The 14,536-nt window shown below is 48.3% G+C and carries 10 protein-coding genes; 8 read left to right on the top strand and 2 right to left on the bottom strand.

Annotated elements, in window-relative coordinates:
- The 4 genes from ACR65H_RS08805 (at position 1) to ACR65H_RS08790 (ending at position 3,915) form a co-directional block, all read left to right on the top strand.
- A complete protein-coding gene (locus ACR65H_RS08805; RefSeq protein WP_440499798.1) occupies positions 1–600 on the top strand; it encodes a peroxiredoxin family protein in 600 nt (199 codons plus the stop codon).
- Positions 601–671: 71 nt separating this feature from the next.
- Positions 672–2,114, top strand: a complete 1,443-nt coding sequence (locus ACR65H_RS08800) for a S41 family peptidase (protein WP_440499797.1) — start codon at positions 672–674, stop codon at positions 2,112–2,114.
- Positions 2,115–2,449: 335 nt separating this feature from the next.
- A complete protein-coding gene (locus ACR65H_RS08795) occupies positions 2,450–3,622 on the top strand; it encodes a PDZ domain-containing protein (protein ID WP_440499796.1) in 1,173 nt (390 codons plus the stop codon).
- Positions 3,623–3,657: 35 nt separating this feature from the next.
- Positions 3,658–3,915, top strand: coding sequence for a CsbA family protein (locus ACR65H_RS08790; RefSeq protein WP_440500092.1), 258 nt, complete (start codon positions 3,658–3,660; stop codon positions 3,913–3,915).
- 206 nt (positions 3,916–4,121) lie between these two features.
- On the opposite strand, the gene ACR65H_RS08785 is transcribed toward ACR65H_RS08790, so the two are convergent.
- Both ACR65H_RS08785 and ACR65H_RS08780 read right to left on the bottom strand, forming a co-directional pair.
- Positions 4,122–4,430 carry an AzlD domain-containing protein gene (locus ACR65H_RS08785; protein ID WP_440499795.1) on the bottom strand — a complete coding sequence of 103 codons (309 nt, stop codon included), beginning with the start codon at positions 4,428–4,430 and terminating at the stop codon, positions 4,122–4,124.
- On the bottom strand, positions 4,430–5,152 hold the full coding sequence (locus ACR65H_RS08780; RefSeq protein ID WP_440500091.1) for an AzlC family ABC transporter permease: 723 nt from the start codon (positions 5,150–5,152) through the stop codon (positions 4,430–4,432). The genes ACR65H_RS08785 and ACR65H_RS08780 overlap by 1 nt, the downstream gene beginning before the upstream one ends.
- A gap of 152 nt (positions 5,153–5,304) precedes the next feature.
- On the opposite strand from ACR65H_RS08780, the gene ACR65H_RS08775 reads away from it, so the two are divergent.
- The 4 genes from ACR65H_RS08775 to ACR65H_RS08760 all read left to right on the top strand — a co-directional run bounded on the left by ACR65H_RS08775 (position 5,305) and on the right by ACR65H_RS08760 (position 14,510).
- Positions 5,305–5,931, top strand: coding sequence for a TVP38/TMEM64 family protein (locus tag ACR65H_RS08775; protein WP_440499794.1), 627 nt, complete (start codon positions 5,305–5,307; stop codon positions 5,929–5,931).
- Positions 5,932–6,134: 203 nt separating this feature from the next.
- Entirely contained in the window at positions 6,135–9,626 is a 3,492-nt protein-coding gene (addB, locus tag ACR65H_RS08770) for a helicase-exonuclease AddAB subunit AddB (protein WP_440499793.1), read from the top strand.
- A complete protein-coding gene (addA, locus tag ACR65H_RS08765; RefSeq protein WP_440499792.1) occupies positions 9,604–13,323 on the top strand; it encodes a helicase-exonuclease AddAB subunit AddA in 3,720 nt (1,239 codons plus the stop codon). Before addB ends, addA begins: the two co-directional genes overlap by 23 nt.
- Entirely contained in the window at positions 13,320–14,510 is a 1,191-nt protein-coding gene (locus tag ACR65H_RS08760) for a DUF418 domain-containing protein (RefSeq protein WP_440499791.1), read from the top strand. The genes addA and ACR65H_RS08760 overlap by 4 nt, the downstream gene beginning before the upstream one ends.
- Positions 14,511–14,536: the final 26 nt, after the last annotated feature.

The raw sequence follows: 14,536 nt of genomic DNA, 5'->3' as shown, positions 1-14,536 counted from the left end.
ATGAATAAGAAAGTGATCGGTTACATAATCGCAGCATTGCTCATCGGATCGATGGTCGTCATTATGATCAACCAAAATGTGAAAAAAGCGGATCCGATTGATTCGACGAGTGCACTCATCGAAACGAAGGAAGGATCCGAAGATGAATCTGCAGCTGGAGAGGTGGGGCTGGACTTCGGCAATCTCCCTCCCGATTTCGAATTGACGACATTAGACGGTGAGCAGCTCACATTATCCGATCTGAAAGGGAAAAAAGTCGTCCTGAATTTCTGGGCGACATGGTGTCCGCCGTGTAAGGCGGAAATGCCGCATATGCAAAATTACTACCGAAATTCCGCGGAAGAAGATAATGTAGAAATCGTTGCAGTCAATTTGACGGACAGTGAAAACCGTGGTGTGAAAGTCGTCCAGGAATTCATTGATTCATACGGCTTGACGTTTAAAATTCCGTTGGATGAAAAAGGAGAAGTCGGGCAAGCATATCAAGTATTTCAAATTCCGACGACTTATATGCTGAACACTGACGGCACAATTTCCCAAATCGTTAAAGGACCAATGGATGAAGCTACGCTAAAAACTCTTATAGACGATCTGGATTAAGGAAAGCCGGATTTCTGTTGTCGTAACATACTCATTTCGTTCATATAGTGGACGGAGGAGGGATGTTATCGATGCGCAGAAGCCGGTTTTTAGTTTTTGCGATACTAGCGGTAATCGCGGCAGGCGTCTTTCTATTGTTGGACGGTTGCTCCGCGGACAAGGGAAAAAGTGCGGATTCGACATTGAAAGGGGCGTTCCCAGTCATTGACGAAGCGTACAGCATCATTCAGGAGAAGGCGGTGTACCCGGTCGAAGGGGACAGGCTCATTGAAGGGGCACTGCGCGGCATGGCGGATGTAATCGGAGATCCGTATTCCACGTATTTTTCTGAAGAGGAGGCGGCAACGCATAGAGAGTCGCTCGCCGGGGAAAGGGTCGGAATCGGAGCGGAAATTACGAGGTCAGGTGGCAGATACATCATCGTTGCACCGGTTAAAGGTTCGCCTGCTGAGAAAGCGGGGCTGCAGCCATACGATGAAATCGTCCGCATTAACGGAGAGCCGCTCGGCGGATTGACGTTGCAGGACGTCGTGAAGAAAATCCGGGGCAAGGAAGGAACCGCTGTGGAAATGACGATTTACAGGCCTGATTTGAATAAGCATCTTGAGTTGAAAGTGATGCGTGACGTCATTCCAGTCAAAACGGTGACAGCTGAATTGATGGAGGAAAGGGGCACGAAGTTCGGTTACATAGCGTTGACGATGTTCGGCGATGAGACAGCTGCCGAATGGAAAAAGGCTACCGATGAGATGATTAAAGGTGGTGCCCAAGCGCTCATAATTGATGTGCGCGGGAACCCGGGAGGTTATTTACGAGCTGTCGGTGAAGTGGCTGGAAGTTTATTGCAGCAAGATACCGTCTTCGCTTACATGCAAAATGCGAAAGGCCAACTGACACCGCTCGTCGTGGAGCCTTCCGAGACATTTAAGTTTGATGAAAAACTGAAAAAGATGCCGGTCGTCTTGCTTCAGGATAAAGGAAGCGCATCGGCAAGCGAAGTGTTGAGCGGTGCGTTGAAAGACTTGAAAAGGGGCTTCATCATTGGGCAAGTGAGCTTCGGAAAAGGGACGGTCCAAGATACGATGGAGCTTTCGAACGGCGGTGAGATGAAGCTATCCACGCATAAATGGCTCACTCCGAAAGAGACGTGGATTCACGGGAAAGGCGTCCCCGTTGACTTGGAGTCAGAGCAGGACCGGCTATTCACAGAGCATATCCGTTTCTCGACAGACGTCTATGCAGTCGGCGATTTTCATGAAGATATCGCATATGCCCAAAGGCTTCTTATAGGACTCGGCTATTCACTCGAACGGGATGACGGCTATTTTGACGAGTCGACATCCGTCGCTGTCCACGAGTTCCGCGTGAATGCAAAAATTTCACCGGAAAGCATCATGGACCGAAAATTCTTCGCCGCAATCCGTGATCAAGTCGAGGATTTCCGCAAAGATCAAGAAAACGATATCCAACTGCAAGTCGCAATTGGTTATGTGCATCATTTGCTGAGCAATTGAAGTAGGCAGGGGCTCATTTAATCTAGCAAGGGCTCATTAAATTGCACAAAGGCTCAATTATTCCAACAAGGGCTCATTAAATTGCACAAAGGCTCATTTATTCCAACAAGGGCTCATTAAATCGCACAAGGGCTCCATTATTCCTACAAAGGCTCAATAAATCGCACAAGGGCTCCATTAACTTCACCATCCCACGCTCCCTGCGCCAGTAGGGAGTTTTTTACTGCGCATATAGGACGAAGTGAGAGAATTTTTTCGGCTGTCTCACACGTGAGACGTATCTTTTGATACAATAGAGAATAATCATGTTTTCGGGGATGGGATGGTGACGGTTGATGAGTGAACAAGTACTGATGGATCTGTTAGAAGCTATTGCACTATTTTTCCTGAATCCAGTTTGGTTGGTTGCCTTAATGGCGGCGGTCGGGCTAGGGTATTTCCGGGTAAAGCGGGAACGGCGCAGTTTCCTTGTGCGACTTCATCCCGGTTTGACGGAAATGAAAAGATTGCTCGCTGAATCATGGTTGCCGGCGCTGATTATATCCGTAGTCATTTGTGGAGTCGGTTTATCCGTCGATGTCGGGTGGATTGCGTTATTTTCAGCAGTTGCCATATTGTCGATGATCTCGTTTTATTACCAAGCCGCATCACCGATCTATTTTGCAACGATTGCATTTTTCGGTTTGTTTGCTCTTCAGCAATGGGGTCCGGAAACTCTTACATATCGCGGTTGGTCTCTCGGCGATGTCGATTTGTTCGGAGATTTGGCGCTGACAGTACCTGTCATTGCAGGACTTTTCCTCATCGTAGAAGGCTTCCTCATACGTCGTTATACTGCCGCCTATGCCTCTCCATTCTTGACGAAGACGAACCGTGGATTGCGTGCAGCTGCATATAAATCCAAACGGCTCTGGCTGTTGCCGGTAATATTTCTCGTGCCTGGAGATCTTATCTCGGAATACGCACCTTATTGGCCACAATTAACGATAGGCTCTGCGTCATTCAGCTTTCTTCCAGTGCCGATCATTATCGGATTCTCACAAGTTGCAAGGGCTAGTTTTCCGGATGTGCTGTTCCCGAAAGTGGGACAAGCGGTTACCGTCATTGGTGCTGTAGTTGTCCTTGTAGGAGCATTTGCTTGGTGGATGCCGATTCTCGGATGGGCTGCGCTGATCATCGGGGTCGTCGGCAGGGCAGCGCTATCAATCCTTGTCGCTGTACGGGAGCGAAAAGGCGGATTTGCAGCCGCTCCACAATCGGCTGGTGTCATCATCGCTGGAATCTTGCCGGAATCACCTGGTGAAAAACTGGGATTGATTCCTGGGGAATGCATACGGGCTGTAAACGGCATCCAAGTGTCGAATGAAAAGGAATTGTACGATGCGATTCAAGTGAACGCTGCCCATTGTCGTCTGCAAGTGATCGGCCGCGACGGTGAAGTGCGGCTTATGCAGCAAGTGATCTACCGTCATGATCATCACCGATTAGGACTGCTCGTTGTCCGTTAATTGAATTCAGCAAAAAGGTTTGGTGAAAAATGGATATCGCTGCATTGGAAACGAAATTGATGCTCGCATTGCTTTTGCCTGGATTGCTCGTCGTGTTTTTCACCCGCGTTACTTTTCATCATTTTGTCGGGCTCGCATTGACGATAGCGCTCATTGCGGCGTCTGTTTATGCGGGTTATACGCATAACTGGATTTTATACGTGGCGGATGCGCTTTCGCTGACGGTCGGTTTTTGGTATGCAACGCGGATGGTGAAGAAGGCAAAAAAGCAAGGCGAACAGTTGGATGAATAAGAAAAGGCTGCCCTGAAAGTCGATAATGACTTTCAGTGGCAGCCTTTTTATGATCACTTGCAAAGATTTATGATCACTTGCAAAGATTTATGATCACTTGCAAAGATTTATGATCACTTGCAAAGATTTATGATCACTTGAACTGATACTTCATGTATTGCGGGCTGGCTGCTAATTCGCGCAGCGTACACACACTTTGACGCGATTCACATAAAAAAGCTGTAGACGGCAAGTACGCCGATCGTGCCGAGGACGACGGGCATGACGCCTCCTCCTAAAAAGGCGATGAGGAAAGCGGTTGCAGCACCGATGACGCCGAATAGGATATTGCCTTCCTGAACGAAAATGATGGCTGGGAAGATGAGTGCTCCGAGTACGGCGTATGGGATATTGCTAAGAACGCCGCTAATGATCGGAGGCAATTCCTTGCCGTCGAGGAATGTGAGAGGCACCATTCGCGGAATGTATGTGACGAGCGCCATCCCGAATAGCATCCACCAATATGTAGGTCCCATTAGTATTCCTCCTTTTCCTTATGCAAAGCTTGCATGCTTTTGCCGCGGCGTGCGTAGATAATTTCTATAAGTATTGCCGACCCTAGCGTCGAGACGAGGATCGCCCAGCCGGTGGATAGCAGTTCGCCGATATAAATAATGCAGTGGATGACAGCTGCGAGTGCCGCGAGCATGACGACTTTGCGGTTCCCTTTCATAGCAGGGACGAGCAAGCCGATGAACATAGCGTAAAGGGCGATGGACATGGCGACTTGCAGGAAGCCGGGGAGATTTGCGCCGACGACATGTCCTGCCATCGTGAAAATGACCCAGCTGCCGTACGCGATAATCGTCACTCCGAATGCATATGCGGTCGGAATTTTTCCTTCTTTTCCTGTTGCAAGGACGGAAAATGATTCATCCGTAATGCCAAAGGAGTAGATCGCTTTCACCCATTTTGGCGCACGATGCATCTTTTCATTTAGGGAAGCCGTCATTAGGAAGTGACGGATGTTGACGATGAATGTATTGATGACGATTGTGAACGGGTCTACTCCGAAAGAGATAAGATTGAGCGATATGTATTGAGCTGCACCGGCGTAAACGAATATACTCATGGCAGTCGCCTCGATGAGTGACAGACCGGTTGTCTTTGCAAGCAGCCCGAAAGTGAGTGCGATTGGGAAGTAGCCGATCGCGATGCTGAGCCCCGCTTTTAGGCCAGCGACGAATTGATTTTTCATCATTTTGTCACGTCTTTCTCATTATGTATGATTGAAATTATACTATATTTTGATGTTTTGGTGTTATTCTATAAGGAAAAGGGAATATTCGAAGTAGTATATTGATAGCAGTAATCGGGAAGGCCGACTGTTGATAGGCGAGGGTGTTGCTCATGGAAGAATGGTTGGATGTTGATAAGATTATTGAATTGTCAGGGCAATATAAGGCGTTGGGGCCGTTTATCGGTTTGTTATTGCCTTTCATAGAATCCTTTTTGCCTTTTTTGCCGCTATTTGTGTTCGTTTTTGCGAATGCGGGCGCGTATGGGCTCTGGTATGGGTTTATTCTGTCGTGGGCGGGCACGGTTGTAGGCTCGTACGCGGTGTTTTTGATTATCCGAAATTATGGCCGTAACCGTTTTTTACGATTTTTAACGAGGAATGCACGAGTGCAGCAGTTGATCGGCTGGGTGGAGCGGAACGGGTTTGCTCCGCTATTTTTGCTCATCTGTTTTCCTTTTACGCCTTCCGCGTTAGTAAATCTTGTGGCGGGTTTGTCAAATATGAAAAAGAAGACTTACTTGCTCATTTTGATGGCAGGGAAATTTGTTATGATTTTTACGATCAGCTTTATCGGTTATGATCTGAAGGCGTTGTTGACGCAGCCGATACGGACGGGAATTGTCGTCGGAATCATCGTTCTTCTATGGTTAGTCGGCAAATGGCTTGAAAAGCGGCTTGATCGGAAAGTGGAAGAGGAATCGAGTTCGATTTTTCAAGAGGAAGAGGAGCGCGACTGAGTACGGTTATGTATGGGAATCTCGGTTTCTGTACGAGTTTTTAAATTTATGCATGCTGCTTTGGCTACGGAAGGTTATGACGTCAGCCTTTTGGTTGGATTTACCAATACAATGTTAATAGTTCCTGTCCTCCTTAACTTTCGGTACAATGAAAGAAAGGAAGATAGGATTTTTTCTTTGCTTGCAAGAAAGGAGAGAAGGCCATGTCATTACGGTTTGTGACCGGTAGAGCCGGAACGGGGAAAACGACGGTAATTGAGCGAGAAATTGCGGCAGATCTTGAACGGGATCCGTTGGGACCGGCAGTCATTTTGATCGTCCCTGATCAAATGTCGTATTCGATGGAGCTTAGCCTATCGGTGAACTTCGGCTTGAATGGCTTGATTCGTGCGCAAGTTTCGACGTTTAAGCGGCTCGCGTGGCGGGTGTTGCAGGAAACGGGCGGCATTACGCGGAAGGAAGTTGACGGATTCGGCTACAGGATGCTTGTACGAAGTGTGCTTGAAGAGAACCGGGAAGAGCTGAAGCTGTTCAAGCAGGCTGCCAATAAACGCGGCTTCACAGAAAAAATCGGCGACCTCATGAAGGAGTTCAGCCGTTATTGCCTCGACCGGGAAACTTTGGCTGCGTTCCGAGAGCAGCTCGCAACAGCCGATGCGCCGAGGACGTTGCAGGATAAAGTGAGCGATCTTTCATTGCTTGTATCGAAAATCGAGGAACGTCTCGGCACGTCTTACGTTGATAGTGAAGGTCATTTGGCGTTGCTCGCTTCCCAAATTAAACATTCGGATCTTATGAAAGGCGCACATATTTATATAGATGGCTTTGAAAGTTTCACAGCGAGAGAATATGAAATTATTACAGAATTGATGAAGTACGGAAATCGGGTGACGGTTGTATTGCCGATGGAATCCGATTTGTCGGGGCATGCGGATCATGAGCTGTTCTTCAATTCTGTTCGTACGTCTATGAAACTTCGGGACATTGCCCGAAAAGAATCGGTCGAAATAGAAGAGGGGATCCAAATGGGACAGCCTCTCCGGTTTGAAAACGACGAGCTTCGTCACTTCGAGAATGAATTTGAGAAATACCCTCCGAAAGAAAGAGCGTCGGAGGGGGCGGTTTCGTTGATCGAGGCGACGGATCGACGGGCGGAAGTCCATGCTGTGGCGAGAAAAATACGGGAACTTATCATGAAGGGCGAGCGGTATAAAGAGATTTCGATTTTGTACCGGCAGCCGGACAAATACGATGAGCTCATTGAGACGATTTTTTCGCAATATGATATCCCGGTGTTCATTAGCCGGAAAAAACCGATGCTCCATCATCCGCTTATCGAATTTTCAAGATCTGTCCTTGAAGCTGTAACGGCGGGCTGGACGTATGAATCAATATTCCGCGCAGTGAAGACGGATTTGTTCTTTCCGCATCGGGAAGATAAGCTCCTTTGGCGTGAGCGGGCGGACCGACTCGAAAATTATGTGCTCGCGAACGGAATTTACGGCAATCGGTGGTTTGACGAATCGCGCTGGAAAGTGAAGCGGTATCGGGGACTCGAATTGCATACGACTGTGCAGACCGATGAGGAGCGGCAATTGGAGCAGGAGCTGCATTTGATCCGGGATTTGATCCGGGAGCCGCTGGCGCAGCTTGAAGGCAGGCTGAAACGGTCGAAAAGTGGCCGAGAAGTCGCAGAAGCGCTGTTTTTATTCATGGAATCGCTGCAAGTATACGACAAGATCATCGACTTGCGAGCGGAGGAGGAGCGTGCAGGCCGCCTGTTGAACGCGACTGAGCATGAGCAGGCTTGGGATTCGTGGATCAATGTTTTGGACCAGTTTGTCCTCATGTTCGGAGAAAAGAATATGGAGTTGAAGGAAGCGGCGCGTATTTTGGATGAAGGGTTCGATACACTCGAATTTACGCGCATTCCGCCGTCCCTCGATCAAGTGACAGTGACGACGATCGAGCTTGCTAGCCTAATGGAAATCGATTGCGGATTTGTCATTGGCGTCAATGACGGCGTGTTGCCGCAACGGATTGACTCGGAAGGGCTTTTGTCCGACTCGGACCGCGAATGGTTCACGATGAGCGGCATTGAGCTTGCTCCTTCGTCGAAAATGAAGCTTATGGATGAATCATATATGGCATACCGGGCGTTCACGTCGGCGAGGGAAAAGCTGTTCATTTCCTATCCGATTGCGGATGAAGAAGGGAAATCACTATTGCCTTCGCTTTATATCGCAAGAATTCAACAGCTCTTGCCGGGAATAGAGCTGCAGTTGGCAGTGTCGGATCCGTCTGAGCTGTTGAATGAAGAGGAACAGGCGGATTACATTATCCATCCGCGAACTGCATTGCCTTACGCATCGATGAAAGTGAAGGAAGCGGAGCATACCGGGGAGCTTTCGGCCGAATGGCGGGCGGTGCTCGCTTATTATGAAGATGATCCGTTATGGTCGTCTGTATTGGACTATATTACGAAGCCGATGACGGACCGGAATGAAACGGAGCGGCTTGCACCTGCCATTACGGAAGGGTTATACGGCAAGAATTTCGTATCGAGCGTCTCACGGATCGAATCGTATTACAGCTGCCCGTTCCAGCATTTCGCTTCCTATGGACTTGGCTTGCAGGAACGGATAGAATTCACACTTGAAGCTCCGTCGATCGGAGATTTATTCCACGCGGCTTTAAAATGGGTATCGGATGAAATGAACCGGACGGGAAGATCATGGACGGAGTTGTCGAAGGAGCAATGTTGGCAATTGGCGAGAATGGCGATGGAGCATATCGCGCCGATGTTCTTCAACCGTATTTTGCTGTCGACGAGTCGGTACCATTATATCCGCAGGAAATTAACGCATATTGTCACACGGACGATTTTTGCGCTCGGCAAGCAGGCGGCAAAAAGTTTGTTCCGCCCGATAGCCATCGAAGCGGCATTTGGACCGGGGGAACAGCTTCCGCCACTTGAAATTCCATTGCGGCGTGGCAATCAAATGAATTTGCGCGGAAGAATTGACCGGGTCGATGCGACGGAGATTGACGGGAAAAATTACGTGAGAATCGTTGATTATAAATCTTCTTCGAAGCAACTCGATTTGACCGACGTCTATTACGGCATTTCCTTGCAAATGTTGACGTATCTTGACGTCGCCGTGGAGCATGCGGAGGAATGGATCGGGTTCAAGGCAGATCCAGCGGGAGTGCTCTACTTGCACGTCCATAACCCGATGATCCGGACGGAACTTGAGCTGACAGAGGATTCGATTGAAGAAGAAATATTGAAATCGTATAAGATGAGAGGCTATTTGCTCGATGATCCTGAAGTCGTCATGGGGATGGATGCGCAGCTTGGCAAGACGTCGGCGGTCATTCCTGCTGCATTTAAGACAGATGGTTCATTTACAAAAGCTTCGAAAGTGTTGTCGACGGATGACTTGCAAGTCGTCCGGAAGTTTGTAAGGCAACGCCACCAGCAGGCAGGAGACGGAATGCTTGCAGGAGATACCCGGGTGTACCCATACCGATTGAAGGATAAAATGCCTTGTCAGTATTGCTCGTATCGTTCGGTATGTCAATTTGACCCGACGAATCCCGAGCAGAAATACAGGCATTATGAAAGCATGAACCCGGAAGAGTCCCTTGAAAAGATGCGGAAGGATGTGAATGATGATGAACATTCCAGTTAAACCGGCAGACGTGACATTCACGGACGCCCAATGGAAGGCAATATGGGCGACGGGGAAAGACGTTCTCGTCTCGGCTGCGGCCGGTTCCGGGAAGACGAAGGTGCTCATTACACGGATGATCGAAAAAGTGTTGAGTGAGCACAATCCGATCGATGTGGACGAATTGCTCGTCGTCACATTCACGAATGCCGCTGCTGCTGAAATGCGTCACCGGATGGCGGAAGCGTTGGAAGAGGCAATTGCCGTCAATCCGGAATCCATCCATTTGAGAAGACAATTGAGTTTGTTGAATAAAGCACAAATTTCTACATTGCACTCCTTCTGTCTGAACGTCGTTCGCCAATATGCATATTTGATCGACATTGATCCGGGGTTCCGTATAGCGGACAGCACGGAAGCGGCATTGCTTCGCGACGATACGATCGGTGAAGTGCTTGAAGATGCTTATAATGCCGATAACCCGGAAGCAATGTATCGGCTTGCCGACAGCTTTACGTCGGACAGGAACGACCAATCGATCGAGACGCTCATTGACAAGTTGTACGATTATTCGCGCGTGCATCCGTCACCGGAAAGATGGCTGCGGATGATTCCGATGCAATACGAACTGGATGATGACGTAACGATTGATGAGCTTGACTTCATCGGACCGCTGAAGACGGCGATTCGTCATACGCTCGAGGAAGCGATCCATCTGACGGAGGATATGAAACGAATTGCACTAATGCCGGAAGGCCCCGAACCGCTAGCTGCAACAGCTGATGCTGATTTGCAATGGATTCGGGAAGCGAAGCGCCGGATTGAAGAAGGCACTTGGGAAGAGACGTATGCATTTTTCGGGTCACTCACTTGGGTGAAGGCGGGCACAATCCGGAAGAACACTTGCGACGAAGAATTGGCGAAGCGTGCAAAATCGCTACGGGATTCCGTAAAGAAAATCATCAATTCATTGAAAGAATCGTATTTTACGAGGACCCCAAAGCGTCTGTTGGATGAAATCCGTCTCATGGCGCCAATGATGCATACGCTTGTCGAGCTTGTCATCGATTTCGGCAAAAGATACGGCGACGTCAAGATGGACAAAGGTCTCGTCGACTTTTCGGACTTGGAGCATTTCGCATTGCAAATTCTTGCAGTGGAACAGGATGGAGAGCTTGTGCCGTCCGATATCGCAGTCGATTATTTGAATCGGTTCGCGGAAGTTCTTGTTGATGAATACCAAGACGTCAACTTGCTGCAAGAGGCAATTATCCAGCTTGTAAAGCGTGGCAGTGAAGAGGATGGGAATTTGTTCATGGTCGGTGACGTGAAGCAGTCGATTTATCGGTTCCGATTGGCAGAGCCGGGACTATTTCTTGGGAAATACAATCGTTTTACGTCGGATGATGGGGAAAAGGGTCTGAAAATCGATCTGAACGCGAATTTCCGGAGCCGTAAGGAAGTGCTGGACGCGACGAACTTCATCTTCTCACAAGTGATGGGCGAACGGGTTGGCGAAGTCGAATACGATGAAGCCGCCGCTCTGAAATACGGTGCGCGCTATCCGGAAAAGGAATCACCAGCCGCTTTGACGTTGTTATACGAAGCGGACGAAGAGGATATGGAAGATGAGGCGACGGAGCTGACGGGGCAAAGCTTGAAAAGCTCGCAGGCGGAAGCTCGGTATATGATCCGGAGAATTAAAGAGCTAATGGCGTCAGGTGCGGAAGTAACAGACGCATTTACGGATAAAAAACGTCCGCTTGAATATCGGGATATCGTCATCCTTATGCGTTCGATGACATGGTCCGGGGAAATTGCGGAAGAGTTCAAGCTTGCGGGCATACCAATCTACGCGGAGCTCTCGCGCGGCTATTTCGAGGCAATCGAAGTGATGATTATGCTTAATACGCTTCGGGTTATTGACAATCCGTATCAGGATATCCCGCTCGCATCAGTCCTTCGTGCGCCATTCGTCGGCATGACGGAAAACGAATTGGCACAAGTGAGGCTCGCCGCGAAGAACAAGCCATTTTACGAGGCACTGAAATTGTTCATGGCGACGGGCGGAGCGGGAATTGCTGCCGAAACGCAAGTGAAATTGCAGCGTTTCTTCCTCATGTTTGAGGACTGGCGAAATTTAGCGCGACGTGGTTCATTGTCGGAGCTTATTTGGCAAGTGTATAACGATACGCATTACTATGAAATGGTCGGCGCGATGCCGAACGGCAAGCAGCGGCAAGCGAATTTACGTGCGCTGCATGACCGCGCCATCGATTATGAGAAAACTTCCTTCCGTGGACTTTTCCGTTTCCTCAGGTTCATTGATCGGATGCAGAAGCGGGGAGATGATCTTGGTGCTGCCCGTTTCGTCAGTGAGACGGAGGATGTCGTCCGGATTATGACAATCCACTCGTCTAAAGGGCTTGAATTCCCATACGTGTTCGTCGCGGGGGCAGGAAGACAATTCAATAAAATGGACTTCAATGAACCTTATTTATTCGACCAGCATTTCGGCTTGGCGGTAAAGGCAATCGACCCTGAATTGCGAATTACGTACACATCCGTTCCTTTCCTTGCGATGAAAGAGAAAAAGGAGCTCGAAATGCGTGCTGAAGAGATGCGGGTGCTTTACGTGGCGATGACGCGTGCGAAGGAGCATCTTGAATTGATTGCCACTGTCAAAGATATTGAAAAGGCGATCGGCAGCTGGCAGGACGCTCAGTTAATTGAAGCAGGCGAAATGCTTCCGGAATATACGCGGTCACGTGCGAATGGCTATTTGGATTGGATTGGGCCGGCCATTGCACGCCACCCGGATTTCGAGAAATTCGGTTTCATGTATGGAGGGCGTGCCATCGATGATCCTTCGAAGTGGGAAATCGCGGCATATCCTGTTTCTTCCTTCAATACGATGGAGGAGCAAGAGGAGGAAGTCGTCGAAAGGACTGTGCCGACGTCAACGGACGACGTAATCGATGCGGATTGGTCCAAGGAAGTGACACGGAGATTCGACTACGTCTATCCATTCGTAGCTTCCGTTGAGAAGCGTTCCAAGCAGACGGTGAGCGATTTGAAAAGGGTGGCACTGCTAGAGATGGAGCCGGACTTCGACGACTTCTTCACAACGAAAGATGATGAAGTGAGCACTCCTTATTTACATGACCGTCCCGCATTCATGCAATCTCGGGCGTTGTCGGGGGCTGAAATCGGTACAGCGATGCATACGATCATGCAGCATATCGATCTGTCGAAGACGCATACAGTGCAAGACGTGGATCGTTTCATCACTGAGCTGACGACGCGTCAATTACTGACAGTGGAAGAAGCGAATGCAGTCGATGTGAAAGCGGTCGTCCGATTTTTCGGAACGTCTCTTTTCAAAAGGCTGTCAGGATCTTTAAGGATGCTCAAAGAAGTGCCATTTACGTACGCATACGACGCAAACGATGGCGATCATCAGATTTTGCAAGGGATTGCCGACTGTTTATTCGAAGAGAAAGATGGCTGGGTACTGCTAGACTATAAAACAGATCGGATCCGTGGAAGATTCCGGTCCGATGAAGAAATACAGATTGAAATGCAAAAACGTTACGGCATCCAATTGAGCCTTTATAAAAAAGCGGTCGAATCGATTGCGGGTATTACGATTAAAGAAATGGTCCTCTATTTGTTTGACGGGGAGAGGATTGTGCATGTTCAGGAGGAGACAGTTTGAACGTATCACCAACTATAGGGAACCGCATTGAAGCGTTGGATACACTGAGGGGCTTTGCGCTCCTCGGCATTTTCATTGCGAATATGCTCATTTTCCATTCACCTTATTTTTATATCGATCCGCATTCCTATTTTAGTACACCGAGTGATGTGGCATCGTATAAGCTGATCAACATTTTTGTCGAAGCGAGCTTTTACCCGATTTTCGCGATGTTGTTCGGGTATGGATTGAATATGCAATACGAAAAAGCGATTGCTAATGGAACGTCCTACGTGCCGATGATGGCGAAGCGCCTTGTGATACTGATGGGATTTGGCCTCATTCATGCATTGTTCGTCTGGTCCGGTGATGTTTTATTCACGTATGCAATTATGGGATTCATTATGCTAGCGGCAATCAGGATTCCGAAAAAGTGGCTTTTTTGGATTGCGATCATCATTTATTTGATTCCGACATTTCTTTTCATCGGCGTAATCTATTTACTTGCGAAGCTTGATCCGAATCAACTGATGGACGGATATGTCAATATTCAACAGATTGAGTTGGCAATTACTGCATATGCGCACGGAACATATGGCGAAGTATTCGTTTTCCGTTTTTCGGAATGGCTTTTATACGGGTTGACGAACTCCTTCTTGGGCATCTTTATGGTGTTGCCATTGATTATGATAGGCGCAGCATTCTCGAAGGGGAAACTGTTTGAACGTGCAGCTGAAATGAAAAGCAAAATTGCTATTGTCGGCATCATTGCGTTAGTTGCCGGGATTTTTATAAAATCATGGCCATATATGGATAGCCACGCCTATCATAATTTATTGACCCAGCAACTGATCGGCGGTCCGATTTTAGCAATTGGTTATGCATCTGTTATCATCTTGCTTTGCCAATTGCCGATTTTCCGCACGATCTTCTCACCAATATCTAAGGCAGGACGCATGTCATTAACGACATATTTGACGCAATCGATCGTCGCAACAATCCTCTTTTACGGATACGGCTTCGGTCTATATGGAAAAGTGGATTTAGAGACAGGTACGCTGATTGCTGTCGGCATTTTTGCCATCCAAGTCATTTTCGCAGAGCTTTGGTTGTTGAAATTCCGGATGGGACCTTTCGAATGGCTTTGGCGGAAAGGGACGTACGGGAAAAACATGACGAAAAAAGAGGAGAAAGTGCAAGCTTTGTAGAATTGTAGATGAGTATTACTTTTATT

The organism is Sporosarcina sp. SAFN-015 (assembly GCF_059415085.1).
The sequence above is the reverse complement of the archived record's forward strand: the minus strand, read 5'-3'. Positions and strand labels throughout refer to the sequence as shown.